The 16598-nt window shown below is 29.8% G+C and carries 16 protein-coding genes and 1 tRNA gene; 7 read left to right on the top strand and 10 right to left on the bottom strand.

The window, feature by feature from the left end; translation table 11 throughout:
* Positions 1-141 precede the first annotated feature (141 nt).
* The 6 genes from accC to pdxA all read right to left on the bottom strand — a co-directional run bounded on the left by accC (position 142) and on the right by pdxA (position 5058).
* A complete protein-coding gene (gene accC, locus Q0731_RS10925; protein ID WP_299063951.1) occupies positions 142-1479 on the bottom strand; it encodes an acetyl-CoA carboxylase biotin carboxylase subunit in 1338 nt (445 codons plus the stop codon).
* Between the two features lie 86 nt (positions 1480-1565).
* Entirely contained in the window at positions 1566-2045 is a 480-nt protein-coding gene (accB, locus tag Q0731_RS10920; RefSeq protein ID WP_299063949.1) for an acetyl-CoA carboxylase biotin carboxyl carrier protein, read from the bottom strand.
* Positions 2046-2069: 24 nt separating this feature from the next.
* On the bottom strand, positions 2070-3065 hold the full coding sequence (locus tag Q0731_RS10915; protein WP_299063946.1) for a beta-ketoacyl-ACP synthase III: 996 nt from the start codon (positions 3063-3065) through the stop codon (positions 2070-2072).
* A 153-nt stretch (positions 3066-3218) separates the two neighbouring features.
* Entirely contained in the window at positions 3219-3413 is a 195-nt protein-coding gene (rpmF, locus tag Q0731_RS10910; RefSeq protein ID WP_299063944.1) for a 50S ribosomal protein L32, read from the bottom strand.
* Between the two features lies 1 nt (position 3414).
* On the bottom strand, positions 3415-3951 hold the full coding sequence (locus Q0731_RS10905) for a DUF177 domain-containing protein (RefSeq protein WP_299063942.1): 537 nt from the start codon (positions 3949-3951) through the stop codon (positions 3415-3417).
* A 69-nt stretch (positions 3952-4020) separates the two neighbouring features.
* Positions 4021-5058: a 4-hydroxythreonine-4-phosphate dehydrogenase PdxA gene (gene pdxA, locus Q0731_RS10900; protein ID WP_299063939.1), complete on the bottom strand. Its 1038-nt coding sequence runs from the start codon at positions 5056-5058 to the stop codon at positions 4021-4023.
* Positions 5059-5117: 59 nt separating this feature from the next.
* Between pdxA and Q0731_RS10895 the strand changes: the two genes are divergently transcribed.
* Entirely contained in the window at positions 5118-5702 is a 585-nt protein-coding gene (locus Q0731_RS10895; RefSeq protein ID WP_299063936.1) for a riboflavin synthase, read from the top strand.
* 96 nt (positions 5703-5798) lie between these two features.
* Here Q0731_RS10895 and rpsT read toward each other — a convergent pair whose 3' ends face one another.
* The 3 genes from rpsT to proS form a co-directional block, all read right to left on the bottom strand.
* Positions 5799-6050, bottom strand: a complete 252-nt coding sequence (gene rpsT, locus Q0731_RS10890) for a 30S ribosomal protein S20 (RefSeq protein WP_299063933.1) — start codon at positions 6048-6050, stop codon at positions 5799-5801.
* Positions 6051-6088: 38 nt separating this feature from the next.
* Positions 6089-6160: transfer RNA gene (locus Q0731_RS10885), tRNA-Glu, on the bottom strand.
* 96 nt (positions 6161-6256) lie between these two features.
* A complete protein-coding gene (gene proS, locus Q0731_RS10880) occupies positions 6257-7735 on the bottom strand; it encodes a proline--tRNA ligase (RefSeq protein ID WP_299063931.1) in 1479 nt (492 codons plus the stop codon).
* Positions 7736-7890: 155 nt separating this feature from the next.
* On the opposite strand from proS, the gene Q0731_RS10875 reads away from it, so the two are divergent.
* From Q0731_RS10875 to Q0731_RS10855, 5 genes are all read left to right on the top strand, one after another.
* The gene (locus Q0731_RS10875) at positions 7891-9141 is read left to right on the top strand and encodes a hypothetical protein (RefSeq protein WP_299063929.1); all 1251 of its coding nucleotides are present in this window, start codon (positions 7891-7893) and stop codon (positions 9139-9141) included.
* 39 nt (positions 9142-9180) lie between these two features.
* Positions 9181-10596 (top strand): outer membrane protein transport protein, encoded by a 1416-nt coding sequence (locus tag Q0731_RS10870; protein WP_299063926.1) that lies wholly within the window; start codon positions 9181-9183, stop codon positions 10594-10596.
* Between the two features lie 134 nt (positions 10597-10730).
* Positions 10731-11636 carry a NifU family protein gene (locus Q0731_RS10865; protein ID WP_299063923.1) on the top strand — a complete coding sequence of 302 codons (906 nt, stop codon included), beginning with the start codon at positions 10731-10733 and terminating at the stop codon, positions 11634-11636.
* Between the two features lie 69 nt (positions 11637-11705).
* A complete protein-coding gene (gene ubiE, locus Q0731_RS10860; RefSeq protein ID WP_299063920.1) occupies positions 11706-12437 on the top strand; it encodes a bifunctional demethylmenaquinone methyltransferase/2-methoxy-6-polyprenyl-1,4-benzoquinol methylase UbiE in 732 nt (243 codons plus the stop codon).
* Positions 12437-13141 carry a porin family protein gene (locus Q0731_RS10855; RefSeq protein ID WP_299063917.1) on the top strand — a complete coding sequence of 235 codons (705 nt, stop codon included), beginning with the start codon at positions 12437-12439 and terminating at the stop codon, positions 13139-13141. Before ubiE ends, Q0731_RS10855 begins: the two co-directional genes overlap by 1 nt.
* A gap of 92 nt (positions 13142-13233) precedes the next feature.
* Here the strand turns inward: Q0731_RS10855 and Q0731_RS10850 are convergent, their stop codons facing one another.
* Positions 13234-13968, bottom strand: a complete 735-nt coding sequence (locus Q0731_RS10850; RefSeq protein ID WP_299063914.1) for an RNA methyltransferase — start codon at positions 13966-13968, stop codon at positions 13234-13236.
* A gap of 69 nt (positions 13969-14037) precedes the next feature.
* Between Q0731_RS10850 and Q0731_RS10845 the strand changes: the two genes are divergently transcribed.
* Positions 14038-16527 carry a BamA/TamA family outer membrane protein gene (locus Q0731_RS10845; RefSeq protein WP_299063911.1) on the top strand — a complete coding sequence of 830 codons (2490 nt, stop codon included), beginning with the start codon at positions 14038-14040 and terminating at the stop codon, positions 16525-16527.
* Positions 16528-16598 lie beyond the last annotated feature (71 nt).

The following is a 16598-nucleotide window of genomic DNA, read 5'->3' as shown; positions in this document are numbered from 1 at the left end:
ACATATTTAATAAATTTTATTGTAAATAACGTTTAAAATATCATAAATATAATAGCATCCTTAAATTCTTTAAAAATCTAATAAAAAAGAGAACACAAATTGTGTTCTCTTTATCTAAAATATTTAAAATAAAGATAGAATCTAATTCATTTTAAAATCTTCCATAAACTTTGTGGTGTAATTTCCAGCAATATAATCTGGATGATCCATTAATTGTCTGTGAAAGGGAATTGTTGTTTTAATACCTTCAATTACAAATTCATCTAAAGCACGTTTCATTTTATTAATAGCTTCTTCTCTTGTTTGAGCAGTCGTTATTAATTTAGCAATCATAGAATCGTAATTTGGCGGAATCATATAACCTGCATATACATGTGTATCTATTCTAATTCCATGACCTCCTGGAGCATGAAAAGTTGTAATTTTCCCTGGAGCTGGTCTAAAATTATTAAATGGGTCTTCAGCATTTATTCTACATTCTATTGAGTGCATTTGAGGAAAATAATTTTTACCTGAAATTGGTACACCTGCAGCTACTAAAATCTGTTCTCTTATTAAATCGTAATTAACAACTTCTTCTGTAATAGGATGTTCTACTTGTATACGTGTATTCATCTCCATAAAAAAGAAATTACGGTGTTTATCAACTAAAAACTCTACAGTACCTGCACCTTCATATTTGATAAATTCTGCAGCTTTTACAGCTGCATCCCCCATTCTATTTCTCAATTCGTCTGTCATAAAAGGAGAAGGAGTTTCTTCAGTTAATTTTTGATGACGACGTTGAACAGAACAATCTCTTTCAGATAAATGACATGCTTTTCCAAAAGAATCTCCCACAATCTGAATTTCGATGTGTCTTGGCTCTTCAATAAGCTTTTCCATGTACATATCATCATTACCAAATGCTGCTTTAGATTCGTGTCTTGCAGAATCCCAAGCATCTTTTAAATCTTCTTCTTTCCAAACAGCACGCATTCCTTTACCTCCACCTCCAGCTGAAGCTTTTAACATAACAGGATAACCTGTTGCTAGAGCAACCTTTTGGCAATCTTTAAAACTTACTATTACACCTTCACTACCTGGAACACAAGGTACACCTGCAGCAATCATTGTAGATTTTGCATTGGCCTTATCTCCCATTTGGTCAATCATTTTACCTGAAGCTCCTATAAACTTAATATTATGTTCATCACATAAACTAGAAAATTTAGCGTTTTCTGATAAAAAACCATAACCTGGATGGATAGCATCTGCATTTGTAATTTCTGCTGCAGAAATAATGTTAGACATTTTTAGGTAAGATTCTGAACTGGGTGCAGGTCCAATACAAACAGCCTCATCAGCAAATCTAACATGTAAACTTTCTGCATCTGCTGTAGAGTATACTGCAACAGTTTTTATACCCATTTCTTTACAGGTTCTAATAACTCGTAATGCTATTTCACCTCTATTGGCAATTAATATTTTTTTAAACATCTTTTTAAATTTAGATTAATTAAATAATTGACTATTAGACAATTTAGAGTTTAAGTCTAAACATCTAGAAATCTAATGATCTAAAATTAAGATGGATCTACCAAAAATAATGGTTGGTCAAATTCTACAGGAGAAGAATCATCAACTAATATTTTAACAACTTTTCCAGAAATTTCAGATTCTATTTCATTAAAAAGTTTCATTGCTTCAATAACACAAACAGTATCTCCTTCAGAAATATCAGTACCTACCTCAACAAAATTAGGTTTGTCTGGTGATGGTTTTCTGTAAAATGTTCCGATAATTGGAGATTTTACAGTTATATATTTAGAATCTTCACTTGCTACTTTTGGTTTTGCTACTTCTGATACTGCAATTGGCGCAGCAGCAACAGGAGCAGCAGCTTGAGGTAATCCACCAATTGGTGCTGCTTGAAGAATTGTTGTTTCTGTTTTACCAGAACCTGTTCTAATTGTAATTTTTACATCTTCCATTTCTAACTTTACCTCACTTGCACCAGATTTAGCTACAAATTTTATAAGGTTTTGAATTTCTTTAATATCCATACTCATAATTGTTTAGTTATTTTTTTATGAATTATACGCCCATTTTACATAAGCAGCTCCCCAAGTGAAACCGCCACCAAATGCAGCAAAAATTATATTATCTCCTTTTTTTAATTGATTTTCGTAATCTGCTAATAACAAAGGTAAAGTTGCAGAAGTAGTATTTCCGTAATTTTGAATGTTCATCATTACTTTTTCTGATGAAACTCCTACCCTTTTAGCAGTTGCTTCAATTATTCTTTTATTAGCTTGATGGGCTGCTAACCACTGTATATCTCTTTCTTCAAGATTATTTCTAGTTAACATTTTTGCTGCAACCTCTGCCATATTAGAAACGGCATATTTAAAAACAGTTTTTCCTTCTTGATATACAAAGTGCTTTTTATCATCTAAGGTTTTTTGAGTGGTTGGCATTAAAGATCCACCAGCTTCAATTCTTAAAAAGTCTCTACCTACTCCATCACTTCTTAAAAACTCGTCTTGTAAACCTAAACCTTCTGTATTAGGTTCAAATAATGCAGCTCCTGCACCATCTCCAAAAATAATACAAGTAGCTCTGTCTTTATAATCTATGATAGAAGACATTTTATCAGCCCCAATCAATAATACTTTTTTGTACCTACCCGACTCAATATAAGCTGCTGCTGTAGACATGCCGTACAAAAAACTAGAACATGCTGCTTGTAAATCATAACCAAAAGCATTTACTGCACCTATTTCAGAGGCCACATAAGCTGCTGTAGATGCTACAAATAAATCTGGTGTTGCTGTTCCCAAAATTACCATATCTATTTCAGTAGGGTCTATATTTGATTTTTGTATAAGTTCTTGTGCTGCTTTTATTGCAAGATAAGAAGTACCTAAACCTTCTTCTTTTAATATTCGTCTTTCTTTGATACCTGTTCTACTAGTAATCCATTCATCATTTGTATCAACCAAAGTTTCTAACTCTTTATTTGTTAGAATATAATCAGGAACGTATTTCCCAACAGCTGTAATTGCTGCAGTAATTTTTGTCATATTATATATTGTTTTCTAATATAATTAGGATATCAAAAGTAGTGAAATTTATTTCACTTTTTCAGCTAAAAATGATCAAAAGAGACAATTTCCATCCAAAAAACGCAAAAAACCCTCAATAATGAGGGTTTTTGTATATACTTTAAAATACTACTAAGCTTCTGCTACTGCAGATTCTAACACTACTTGACCTCTATAGTATAATTTACCTTCGTGCCAGTGAGCTCTGTGATATAAGTGAGATTCTCCTGTTGTAGGATCTGTAGCAATCTGCTGATAAGATGCCTTATAATGAGTTCTTCTCTTATCTCTTCTAGTTTTGGATATCTTTCTTTTAGGATGTGCCATTTTATGTCTTTTTTTCTGTTATTAAATTCTTTAATTTATCCCATCTAGGGTCTGTTTCTTCAACAGGTTTTACTTTTTTTACTTGTAATTCTTTAAACTTATCTAATGCTTTAGATTTCATTGTTCCATCAATAACTTGTGGATGAATTCTTTTATTAGGAACTGATAATACAATCATTTCATATATAAATTGAGCTACATTAAACTCATAAGCTTCATGAGGTAGTATTAAAATCTCCTCATTATCGTCATTAAATTCAGAACCAAAATTTACAATTAATGGTAAAACTGACTGTATGTCTTGGTTATAAAACTCATTTGTAATATCGCAAGGTAATTTAACATACCCTTTAGCTGCAAAGCTTAACTCAAATAATGTGCTTTTTTTAATAAAATTTAATGTTACTTTAATTGATGAACTTTTAAATTCATCATAATTAAAATATGTAAAGAACGTGTTATCAATTTCATATTCAAATAAATGATTACCTTCTTTTAATCCTACAAACTGTATGTTGAATTCTTTTAAGTCTTTCATTACCAAACATCAAATTAAGCGTGCAAAGATATAAAAAATTATTATTTTACAGTCTTTTCTTTTAAAAATTTATTTTTTAACTAAAAGAGGGTTTTTAACCAGTTTCTTATAATCACTTCTCGTTTTAAATATTTCAATTCCGGTAAACAAAGCCTCCTTAAATGAAGATGGGTTTGCTAAGTTTTTACCTGCAATATCAAAACCAGTTCCATGATCTGGTGAGGTTCTTATTTCACTTAAACCAGCTGTATAATTTACCCCGTTTCCAAAAGACAATGCTTTAAAAGGAGCTAATCCTTGATCGTGATACGTTGCTAAAACACCATCAAACTGCTTATACGTTTCAGAACCAAAAAATCCATCAGCTGCATAAGGCCCAAAAACTAATTTTCCAGACTCTTTAATTTCGTTGATTGTTGGTAAAATAATTTCATCATCTTCATTACCAATAACTCCATTATCACCACAATGAGGATTCAATCCTAAAACAGCTATTTTTGGTTTATTAATTCCAAAATCTTGCACTAAAGAAGTGTACATCGTCTCCACTTTATCTTTAATTAAACTCGGGGTAATTGATGTTGAAACTTTAGAAATAGGAATATGACCAGTAATTAAACCTATCCTTAATTTATCAGTCATTAAAATCATTAAGCTTTTCCCATCAAGTTTATCTTCTAGATACTCTGTATGTCCAGGGAAATTGAAAGTATCAGACTGAATTGTCTCTTTATTTATCGGTGCAGTTAATAAAACATCTATTTTCTTTTCTCTTAAAGAAACAACAGCTGCTTCTAAAGATTTTGCTGCATAGCTTCCTGATTCTTTAGTTGCTTGTCCTAATTCTATAGAAATATCTTCTTTCCAAAGGTTTAAAACATTAATTTTATTGTGATTTATTTGATCTAAAGAATTAATACCTTGTACTAAAGTCTCTATTTTTAAAGCTTTTTTATGATAACTAACTACTTTTGTACTTCCAAAAAGAACTGGTGTACAAAAATCTAACATTCTCTTATCTTCAAAAGTTTTAAGAATTACCTCTAAACCAATTCCATTTAAATCTCCTATTGAAATACCAACTATAATTTTATCAGATTTATCCATAGTAACTCTTCTATTATTCTTATTTTTGATTACTACAAAAGTAATTAAAATTTATAGATATGTTTACCGGAATTATAGAAACACTTGGCACAATTTCTAACATTACTAAAGAGCAAGATAACCTTCATTTAACTGTAAAAAGTAATTTTACAAACGAACTAAAAGTTGATCAAAGTGTAGCACATAATGGGGTATGTTTAACGGTTGTTGATATTAAAAACAATGAATATACAGTAACTGCAATTAAAGAAACTTTAGAGAAAACAAATATTGGACACCTCTCTATAGCTGATTCTGTTAATCTAGAAAGAGGAATGAAACTTGGGGATAGACTAGATGGACATATTGTTCAAGGACATGTAGATGAAACAGGTATTTGTACAAGTATTAAAAATGAAAATGGAAGTACTATTTTTACTTTTTCTTATCAATCTGATAAAAACAATATTACTATAGAAAAAGGCTCTATTACTGTAAATGGGGTAAGTTTAACAGTAGTAAACTCTAAACAAAACGAATTTAGCGTAGCAATTATACCTTACACAATAGAAAATACAATTTTTAAATATCTTAAATTGAATGACGTTGTAAATTTAGAATTCGATGTTATTGGTAAATATGTTGCTAGATTAACAAAATCTTAATTTTATAGTTTTCTAAAAAAAATAAAATAAATTTAAACATAAAAAAAAGCTCTAAATATTAATTTAGAGCTTTTAAATTTTGTAATAATAAAATTTTTACAATGCAGCAACGTGCTTTGTTAATTTAGATTTTAAGTTTGCAGCTTTATTTTTATGAATAATATTATTCTTTGCTAATTTATCTAACATAGAAATAACTTTCGTTAATTTAGTTTCTGCATCTTTCTTATCTTCTGCAACACGTAAATCTCTTACAGCATTACGAGTAGTTTTATGCTGATATTTGTTACGTAATCTTTTAGCTTCGTTACTTCTAATTCTTTTTAACGCTGACTGATGATTTGCCATAATTCTTAATTTATTTAGTTTTTTATATTAAAACTTTGTAGTCCGTACGGGAATCGAACCCGTGTTACATGGATGAAAACCATGCGTCCTAACCCCTAGACGAACGGACCAGAACAATCAAGTATGTCTCAATTGCGGGTGCAAATATACAACGTTTTTTAAATTGTGCAATTAATTTTGAAAAAAAATCACTTTTTTTTTCAAAATTAATATGCTTTGGCAAAAAGCACTCTTCTAGAAGAAGGTTTACCTGTTAAAACACAGATACCTACCTCTTCTTTAGCATTATTAGGAATACATCTAATAGTTGCCTTTGTATATTCTTTTATACGGTCTTCTGTCTCTTCTGTACCATCCCAATGAGCAGAAACAAAACCTCCTTTATTTTTTATTACTTTTTTAAATTCTTTAAAATCATTTACAAGTGTTGTATGCTCCTCTCTATATTCTAAGGCTTTTTTAAACAAATTACTTTGTATTTCTTTTAAAAGATTTTCAATATAAACAACAGCATTATCCTGAGCTACTGTTTGTTTCTCTAAAGTATCTCTTCTGGCTATTTCTAGGGTTCCGTTTTCTAAGTCTCTATTACCAATAGCAACCCTAACAGGAACACCTTTTAATTCGTATTCTGCAAATTTTGCTCCTGGCCTGTATGTATCTCTAGTATCAAATTTAACAGATATTCCTTTTTTACGAAGTTCCTTTACAAAAACATTCATTTTTTCTGAAATTGCATCTAATTGATCATCTCCCTTGTAAATAGGTACAATTACCACTTGAATTGGTGCTAATTTTGGAGGTAATACCAAACCTAAATCATCTGAATGTGTCATAATTAATCCACCAATCAAACGAGTTGAAACCCCCCAAGAAGTTGCCCAAACATGTTCTTTCTTTCCTTCTTTAGTAGTAAACTTTACATCAAAAGCCTTTGCAAAATTCTGACCTAAAAAATGGCTAGTACCTGCTTGTAATGCTTTTCCATCTTGCATTAAAGCTTCTATTGTATAAGTATCTTCTGCACCTGCAAAACGTTCGCTATCAGATTTAAAACCTTTTACAACAGGCATTGCCATAAAATTTTCTGCAAATTCTGCATACACTTCTTGCATTTGTTTTGCTTCAATTACCGCTTCATTTTTAGTAGCATGAGCTGTATGCCCTTCTTGCCATAAAAACTCTGCCGTTCTTAAAAATAAACGTGTACGCATTTCCCAACGAACCACATTTGCCCATTGGTTTATTAATAATGGTAAATCTCTATAAGACTCAATCCAACCTTTATAGGTGTTCCAAATAATTGCTTCAGATGTTGGCCGAACTACTAACTCTTCTTCTAATTTAGCTTCAGGATCTACTCTTAACTTCCCTTCATTGTCTGGGTCATTTTGCAAACGATAATGGGTAACAACAGCACATTCTTTTGCAAAACCTTCTGCGTTTTTTTCTTCAGCTTCAAACAAACTCTTTGGCACAAATAATGGAAAATAAGCATTTTCATGTCCTGTTTCTTTAAACATTCGGTCTAATTCTGCTTGTATTTTTTCCCAAATGGCAAATCCATAAGGTTTAATAACCATACATCCTCTTACAGCAGAGTTTTCAGCTAAATCAGCTTTTATTACTAATTCATTATACCATTTAGAATAATCGTCAGCTCTTTTTGTTAAATGTTTACTCATAGTTAATAGTTTGGCACAAATCTTGTTAAGTTTTAAAGTGAAGATTTTGTTAAAAATTAGCGTCTTTTTACAAAAACGATACAAAACTACTATAAATTAAAGAGTTTTCAGTAAATTTAATCAATAAAACAGTCATTCATCTAAATATATTCATCATGAAACTACAAAATTTAAAATTCGGTCTTAGTCAATTATTTGTATTACTAGCAACAAATTTGGTTTTAGTTTCTTGTGGTAGCTATGAATATGCATCAAATAACGATGGTATTTATGGTGATGAAAGAAATTATAGTGAAAGAACAAGAGCAGTTGTTAGTAATCAAAATCAACCTAACAACAGCCAAGAAAATTATTTCTTAAAAAGATTGAATGAGTTAGAGACAAATGACAGTAATGCAATCTTTACAGATGTTGATACTTATAATTCTGTAGATACTATTTATATTGATGAAGAAAGCAACGAGCGAAACATCAATTACAATCAAAACCAACCTTGGGGACAAGGAAGCAACAATGATGTGGTTGTAAACATAAATAATGATCCTTTTTGGGGTGGAAATCAAAATTGGAATGGATTTAATAACTGGAACAGCTTTAATAATTGGGGTTGGGGATTTAACCACTGGGGAGGAATAGGTTTTAACAATTGGGGTTGGGGAAACAATCTCTGGGGTGGAATAGGCTTTAATAATTGGGGATTTAGAAATAGGTTTTGGGGTGTAAACCCATATTGGCATCCTTACCATAACAACTTTGGATGGAACGTTGGTTTTAACAATCCTTATTTTGGAAATCAGTTTTTGTGGGGCAATAGATTCAATAATAACTTTTACAGAAATAATCTTTTTTACGGAAGAAGAACTGCAAACAACAACACATTTAGAAGAAATAACACTATTAATTCTATCAATAGAAACACAACTAGTAGAAGAAGTACTACTGTAGCTAATGGAAGAACAACAACTTCTAGGAGAAGTACGAATACAGGTATTACTAATAGAAGAAGCACAAATAACACAAATAACTCCACTTCAAGAAGAACTAGTTCACCAACTAGAACTACTACAAGAAGAGGTACTGCCAATGTTAACAATAACACAAATAACAATAGACAAGTAGTTGTTGTTAGAAGACCTTCTGCACCTAATACTGCTAAAAGATCTAGTACAACTAACAATAGAGCTACAAATAGCAACACGAATACAAGAAGAAGTACATCTAACACAAGTACGTCTCGTAGAAATACATCTAGCAGAAACACTAACAACAACACTTCTACAAGAAGTCGTAGTTACAATACTCCTTCTAGAAGTGCAAATAGCAGAAGTTCTTCCTCTAGATCTTCTACAAGAAGTACCCCTAGTAGAAGTAGCTCAAGAAGCTCTTCATCTAGAAGTAGAAGGTAAAACAGGCTGTAAAATTAAAAAAGAACAAATACTATTTATATGAAAAGATATATAACAATTGCTATTTTATTTGCTGTAACAATTACATCTAATGCCCAATCTTTGGGATATCAAGATCTAGGACTCCTTTTTTCTGAAAACGACAATAATGGATCTGCACGTTTCACAGCTATGGCTGGAGCTTTTGGATCATTAGGAGGAGATGTTTCTGCAATAAACGTAAATCCTGCTGGTATTTCTGTATTTAACACGAGTACTTTTTCTGGTACTTTTAATTCTAGAAATTCGGAAACTACTGCTAATTATTTCGGAAATTCACTAAAAACACAAGATCAATTTTTCAACCTTTCTCATGCAGGTGCTGTTTTGGTTTTTGATTCTGCTTATAAATCTGAATGGAATAAATTTGCAATTGGATTTAATTATAGAATTACTAAAGACTTTACAAACAGTTTTCTTGCAAATGGAAATAGTGGTGTTGCTACTTTTAGAGAGTTTCCACTAGATAATACGATTGATTATAATATTGCTGATGAACAATTTTTCTCCAATAATTACTCAGGAAAAATGTCTGAATTTAATCTTGCTTTCTCTGCTGTTCATCAGAAAAAATTACACGTAGGTTTATCTCTTAATTTTTATGATTTAAACTTTTCACAAAGAGCACAATTAACCGAATTTAACAGTGACGCTTCTAATAACGAGCTAGATGCAAACTTATACCAAGAAAACACAACTTTAGGCTCTGGTTTTTCTGCTAATGCAGGATTTATTTACAAAGCAAACCAAAACTTTAGATTTGGTTTAGCTTACCAAACACCTACTTGGTTTACTGAGCTTTTTGAAGCTACTAACATTACAGATAATGATGGTTTTTTAGGAGACACAGAAATAACAGTAAGTAATGATAATAGAGCTTACAGTAATACTGCTGATGGCTTTTTTCCTTCACAAGAGTTCTTTTACCGATTAAAAACTCCAGGAAGATTAACTGCCAGTGCTGCATATATTTTTGATAAAAATGGCTTGATTAGTCTAGATTACATACACAGAGGCTATAATGCTCTAAAATTATCTAATAGCGACTTTCGTGCTGAAAATCAATTTTTTGAAAACGATTTAAGAAACACACATTCTTTTAACTTAGGAACTGAATGGAGATTTGATAGATTTAGCATTAGAGGAGGATATCAATTTGAACAAAGTCCAAACATATCATCTATAGAATCTGGTACTTTTAAAGATTCTGGCAATGTTATCGCATCAGAAAACATAAATGGATATTCTTTTGGTGGTGGTTATAATTTTGGAAAGTTTAAAATAGATTTATCATATAGTAACAACAACAGAAACGGAGTTTATAATTTTTATGCTCAACAAGAATTTGATGTAACAGAAACAAATTTAACTATAGATAATAGAACAGTTACAGCAACAATTACTCTAGACTTATAATTCTATAATCAATAAAACATATATCCACTTTTTATAGATCCTTTATATCTGTAGAAAGTGGAATTTTTATTTATTAAATAAAGCAATTATTTTTCCCTTTTTTCCCTTAATTTTGCAAATCAATTTTTAGTATTATGAAAGACGTAAAAATTACAATTCAAGAAACGACCAACAATACCATTATAAAATTTAATATCAATAAAGTTTTAATTAATGGTGGTAGTTATGAATACAATAATATAGATGAAGCTAAAAACTCTCCTTTAGCACAACAATTATTCTACTTACCTTTTGTAAAAAAGATATTTATTACCGCAAATTTTATAGCTATTCAACGCTTTGATATTTTAGAATGGATAGACGTTCAAGAAGAAGTAAAAGAACAAATAGAAGCGTATTTAAATAACGATGGTATTGTGGTTGATGAAAAACCAACTTCTAAAAAAGAAGCTATTGAGGTCTATGCAGAGGCTACTCCAAATCCTTCAGTAATGAAATTTGGCAGCAATAAATCTTTAACACAAACAGATGTTGAATATAAAAATATTGATGAAGCTAGTAAATCATCTCCTCTAGCACAAGCTATTTTTAATTTTCCTTTTGTAAAAGAGGTATTTATTTCTGACAATTACATTTCTGTTACCAAATATGATATGGTAGAATGGAAAGAAGTTTTTACAGAAGTAAGAAATTTTATTCGCGAATATTTAGTTTCAGGAAAAACAATTATTAAAGAATTACCAACAGAAGAAAAATCAATTTCAGAAAATAAAGTTAAAAAACCTCAAGTTCAATTAAATGGTATGGCTGCTAAAATTGTAGATATTTTAGATGAATACATAAAACCTGCAGTTGCAAGTGATGGAGGAAACATTGCTTTTAGATCTTATGATGAAGAACATAAAGTAGTCAGTGTTGTTTTACAAGGTGCTTGTAGTGGTTGCCCATCTTCTACAGCTACCTTAAAAAACGGAATAGAAAATTTACTAAAAGAAATGCTACCTAATCAAATTAACGAAGTGGTAGCAATAAATGGCTAAACTTACCTTACGCAATAAGCTTTAAGCAATAAGCTTACAGCATACTGCATAAAGCTTAAAGCAAAAAAAATGTCAGCAGAAAAAATAAACCCATACAAAGACTCTAAACTTGGCAAAAAAGAACAAGTTGCACAAATGTTTGATAACATTTCTGAAAATTATGATGGCTTAAACAGGGTTATTTCTTTAGGAATTGATGTAAAATGGCGTAAAAAAGTTGTAAAAATTGTTGCAAAAAACAATCCGAAACAAATTTTAGACATTGCTACAGGTACTGGAGATTTGGCCTTAATGATGGCTAAATTAAACCCAGATAGAATTGTAGGTTTAGATATTTCTGAAGGAATGCTCGAAGTTGGAAAGCAAAAAATTGCAAAAGCTAACTTAAATAACAAAATAGAAATGATTGTTGGCGATTCTGAAGATATACCTTTTACAGATAATACTTTTGATGCAATTACAGTTTCTTTTGGAGTCAGAAATTTTGCAAACTTGGCTAAAGGAATAAAAGAAATTGCTAGAGTTTTAAAACCAAATGGTGTTTTGGTTATATTAGAAACCTCTAACCCAACAAAATTTCCTTTTAAACAAGGCTACAAATTATATACTAATTTGTTTTTACCAATTGTTGGTAAACTATTTTCTAAAGACAAAGTTGCATATTCATACTTATCAGAATCTGCAAACTCTTTTCCTTTTGGAGAAGCTTTCAACAATATTTTACAAAAAAATGGGTTTAACCATACAAAAGCTACTCCAGTAACTTTTGGTGTTGCTACAATTTATACTGCCCATAAATAATGATGTGTAAAAGATTTGTAATATTTGTTTTTTTTCTATGTACCTCTACCGCTTTTTTGGCACAAAGAGATAGAGTTGAGTATTTACCAACTTTTGACGATAGAAGAATACACTATGGTTTTTATCTAGGTTTAAATCAAAATGATTTTAAAATTAACCTGCAAGAAAATAATGATGTACCTAATGCAGGAATTACAGTAAATCCTAACATAGGATTTAACATTGGTTTGGTTGCAGATTTAAGATTACACAAAAATTTAAACTTACGTTTTGAACCTGGTTTAATTGCAAATTCTAAGAGAATTATCTTTAATCATTTAATTGATGAGGTGGATAATTTTAGAGATGTAAGTTCTACTTTTTTACATGTTCCTTTAGTCTTTAAATTTAGTGCAGACAGATACAGAAACATAAGACCTTATGTATTAGGAGGAGTTTCTTACAACTACAACCTTTCTAGTAATCAAGACAACCAAGAAGATAATTCTGCAGGAGAGTTTAGAATGACAACGAACAACTTTATGTACGAGGTTGGAGTTGGCATAGATATTTACCTTTATTTTTTTAAATTCTCACCTTCTATTCGTGGAATTTTCGCAATTAACAATGAAATAAAATATGACAACGACCCAAACAGTCAATGGACAGCTCCAATAAGTTATATGGGTACAAGAGGTGTGTTTTTAACCTTTTCCTTTGAGTAAAGTTTAACTGAGTTGCTCATTGTTTTTTTTTAAAAGAGAATTCAACTAAGATTATTTTTTGATAAAAACTCTGGACATTAGGTAGTCTAAACTTAAAATAAACTTCTTTTAAACTCACTTAATAAAACTGCAGTTGCAGTTGCTACATTTAAACTTTCTGTTTGTTGTGTGATCCCAAACCTAGGAATAGAAATTTTATGTTTTATTAAATTTTTAATATCCTTAGAAACTCCATTTGCTTCATTTCCCATAATAAGAATTCCTTCTTTTGGTAAAACTGCTTTATAAACGTTTTCTCCATTCATATCTGCAATAAAAGTTGGTAAATCTGTCTCAGAAAAATAGGTATGTAAATCTACATAACTAATAGAAACTCTAGTTAAAGACCCCATGCTTGCTTGTACCACTTTTTGATTATAACAATCTACAGTATCTTTTGAGCAAATTAACTCATCAACCCCAAACCAATCACATAAACGAATAATAGTACCTAAATTACCAGGATCATTTATGGTATCTAAAGCAACTATTAAACCCTTTTTTATAATTGGTTTTTTTTCAGGAAATTGAAATAGCCCTAAAACTTTATTCGGTGTTTTTAAACTACTAATTTTCTTTAAATCACTTTCAGAAATACGAAATATTTTTTCATTTGTAATCGTGGAAGAAAAATCATCAGTACAAAAGAGAGTATCTACTTTAAATGAAGAATTTAATATTTCTTCAACAACTTTTACCCCTTCAGCTATAAATAATTTATGCTTTAGCCTATACTTTTTTTGAGATAAACTTGTTATTAATTTTAATTGATTTTTTGAGATGCTCATTAATTGATTCTTATTGAAAATAAACCATTGAAAAATACTATTTTTGAATTTGATAGCTCAGCTAAAGTAATGAAAAAACTTTCTTTATACTTTTTTTTAATTTACATATTCGTCTCATGTAATTCTACAAAACATGTTGCAGAAAATGAATATATGCTAACACAAAATTATATTTTTGTTGATAGTATTGAAGACAAAAGTAATGATATTCAGAAATATATTCTTCAAAAACCAAATCCAAGGTTTTTAAATTTACCAATTGCTTTGTATATCTATAATATGGGTAATTATGACAAACCAAAAACTCCATCAGAATGGGGAAAGCAGCACCCTTTATCTTATAATATTATCAAAAACATATTTTCAGAAAAACAAAGTATAAGCTATGCTAATTCTTTTATTCAACTGAATAATTGGTTTTTAAATTACCAAAAACCAGAGATTATCAATACACAAAAAATAAAAAAAACAAAAGATAATTTATGGGCTTACTACAAAACGCAGGGCTATTTTAAATCTAAAATAGAAGCTGATGTGACTAAAACTAAAGATAAAAAAGCTACTGTAGTGTATAATGTAACTAAAGGAAAGCCAACGCTTTTAGATACTATTAACTTTAAAATAGAATCTCTAGTATTAGATTCTATTTATAAAAACGCTAAATCAACATCTTTACTAAAATCAGGAAATCAATACAATGACAATACTTTTAGGCAAGAAGCTAGCAGAATTTTAAAACTTTTTAGAAACAATGGTGTTTTTCATTTCTCAGAATCTGCCCTAGGGTTTTATGTAGATACTACAAGGACAGATTTTAAAACCAATGTAGATTTTTTAATCTCTGGAAACCGATTGGAAGAAAAAAAAGGGAATTATGTAAAAACGCCTTACAATGTTCAAAAAATAACAAAAATAAATGTAAAAACAGATTATTCATTTGCTAAAAAAGGAGAACCTTTACTGGATTCTTTAAATTATAAGGGAATTAATTTTTTTGCTCATGATAAAATTAAATACAATCCAAAATATCTATCACAATCTATTTTTTTTAAACCAAATGAAATTTATAAAGACACTTTAAGGAATTTAACAAGAAATCACTTAAAATCACTTAAAAATTTTAAATCTACCAATATCGAGTTTATACCAATTCCAGGCACAGAAAATGAGTTAAACATGGTAGTAAAATTATCTCCATTAGAAAAATACACTTTAGGTTTTGAAACAGAAGCAACCCATTCTAATATAAGAAATATTGGTATCTCTGGTAAGTTTTCTGTAACTAACAGAAATGTTTTTAAGGGTGCAGAATTATTAAAAGTTTCTCTTTTAGGATCTTGGTTTAATTCTAATATTGGTCCTGGTTGGGAAATTGGTGCAGATACCTCTTTAGAAATACCAAGATTTCTTGCTCCTTTTGGTTTAAGCAAATTAGTCCCAAAAGCAATGTCACCTAGAACTTTGTTTTCCATTGGATCTAGTTTTCAAAAAAATATAGGCTTAGACAGGCAAGCAATTACTTTTTTATCTGACTATAAATGGCAGTATAATGCAAAAAAAACAATTCAATTAGAGGTTTTTAATACACAATACATACAAAATTTAAATATCAATAGTTATTTTAATATTTATAGTTCTGAATTTAACTCACTTAACGCTGTTGGAAAAACTTTAAACAATGACGCTAATTTTACGCTTCCTGTTGATCAAACTAAATTTTCTGAAACTATTAAATTTATGAATGATGTTGCAGAAAATAACAATTTTCAAGCTTCAAACCCAGAAGAATATAATACTGTTCTAAACATATTAGATCGTTATAATATTATAACCTCAGATTTTTTAATACCTGTACTTGCATATTCATACACTTACAATAATCAAACAAATTTTAATGACAATAATTTTTCGTTTTTTAAAGCAAGGATTGCAAATTCTGGAAATATTTTAGGATTAGTATCTAACCAAAAAAACACAAATAACAAAAAAACTTTTGCTAAAATACCATTAGCACAATATTTTAAAACTGATTTAGAATACAAACGATTTTGGAATGTTGGCCTAAATTCAGTTTTTGGAATCAGAACCTTTTTAGGAGCTATTTTAACTTATGACAATTCAGATATTCCGTTTACAAAAAGTTATTTTGCAGGGGGATCTAATGATATTAGAGCTTGGCAAACTTATGAACTTGGTCCAGGGAGTAGAAATACAGGTCTTGAATTTAATGTAGGAAGTCTTAAATTTTTGACAAGTGCAGAATATCGATTTGATATAATAAGTAAATTAAAAGGAGCTATTTTTATTGATGCTGGTAACATTTGGGATATTACAGAATCTGAATTTGTTGACGATGATGCCAAATTTAATAATATATCATCTATACAAGACATTGCTATTGGCTCTGGTTTTGGAGCAAGGCTAGACTTTAGTTTTTTAATAGTACGTTTAGATATTGGTTTTAAAACCTACGAACCTTATTTAAAAGGTAATAAATGGCTTAAAAACTATAACTTTAAAAACGCAGTATATAATATAGGTATCAACTATCCTTTCTAAAAACATTAAAAACCTATAACGTTTTCGTTATTTTATGTTCACTTTACAGGCTATTTTCACTACTTTTGATG

The sequence above is a fragment of the uncultured Polaribacter sp. genome (genome assembly GCF_947497695.1).
Classification (GTDB): Bacteria; Bacteroidota; Bacteroidia; order Flavobacteriales; family Flavobacteriaceae; genus Polaribacter.
This window is presented reverse-complemented; position numbering and strand designations above follow the sequence as displayed.

Coding starts and splice junctions, on each gene's coding strand:
- Q0731_RS10850 (WP_299063914.1), bottom strand. CDS start 13,968: ATGAGCATCTCAAAAAATCAATTAAAATTAATAACAAGTTTATCTCAA.
- Q0731_RS10915 (WP_299063946.1), bottom strand. CDS start 3,065: ATGACAAAAATTACTGCAGCAATTACAGCTGTTGGGAAATACGTTCCT.
- Q0731_RS10870 (WP_299063926.1), top strand. CDS start 9,181: ATGAAAAGATATATAACAATTGCTATTTTATTTGCTGTAACAATTACA.
- accB (WP_299063949.1), bottom strand. CDS start 2,045: ATGGATATTAAAGAAATTCAAAACCTTATAAAATTTGTAGCTAAATCT.
- ubiE (WP_299063920.1), top strand. CDS start 11,706: ATGTCAGCAGAAAAAATAAACCCATACAAAGACTCTAAACTTGGCAAA.
- Q0731_RS10875 (WP_299063929.1), top strand. CDS start 7,891: ATGAAACTACAAAATTTAAAATTCGGTCTTAGTCAATTATTTGTATTA.
- accC (WP_299063951.1), bottom strand. CDS start 1,479: ATGTTTAAAAAAATATTAATTGCCAATAGAGGTGAAATAGCATTACGA.
- rpsT (WP_299063933.1), bottom strand. CDS start 6,050: ATGGCAAATCATCAGTCAGCGTTAAAAAGAATTAGAAGTAACGAAGCT.
- Q0731_RS10845 (WP_299063911.1), top strand. CDS start 14,038: ATGAAAAAACTTTCTTTATACTTTTTTTTAATTTACATATTCGTCTCA.
- pdxA (WP_299063939.1), bottom strand. CDS start 5,058: ATGGATAAATCTGATAAAATTATAGTTGGTATTTCAATAGGAGATTTA.
- rpmF (WP_299063944.1), bottom strand. CDS start 3,413: ATGGCACATCCTAAAAGAAAGATATCCAAAACTAGAAGAGATAAGAGA.
- Q0731_RS10905 (WP_299063942.1), bottom strand. CDS start 3,951: ATGAAAGACTTAAAAGAATTCAACATACAGTTTGTAGGATTAAAAGAA.
- Q0731_RS10895 (WP_299063936.1), top strand. CDS start 5,118: ATGTTTACCGGAATTATAGAAACACTTGGCACAATTTCTAACATTACT.
- Q0731_RS10865 (WP_299063923.1), top strand. CDS start 10,731: ATGAAAGACGTAAAAATTACAATTCAAGAAACGACCAACAATACCATT.
- Q0731_RS10855 (WP_299063917.1), top strand. CDS start 12,437: ATGATGTGTAAAAGATTTGTAATATTTGTTTTTTTTCTATGTACCTCT.
- proS (WP_299063931.1), bottom strand. CDS start 7,735: ATGAGTAAACATTTAACAAAAAGAGCTGACGATTATTCTAAATGGTAT.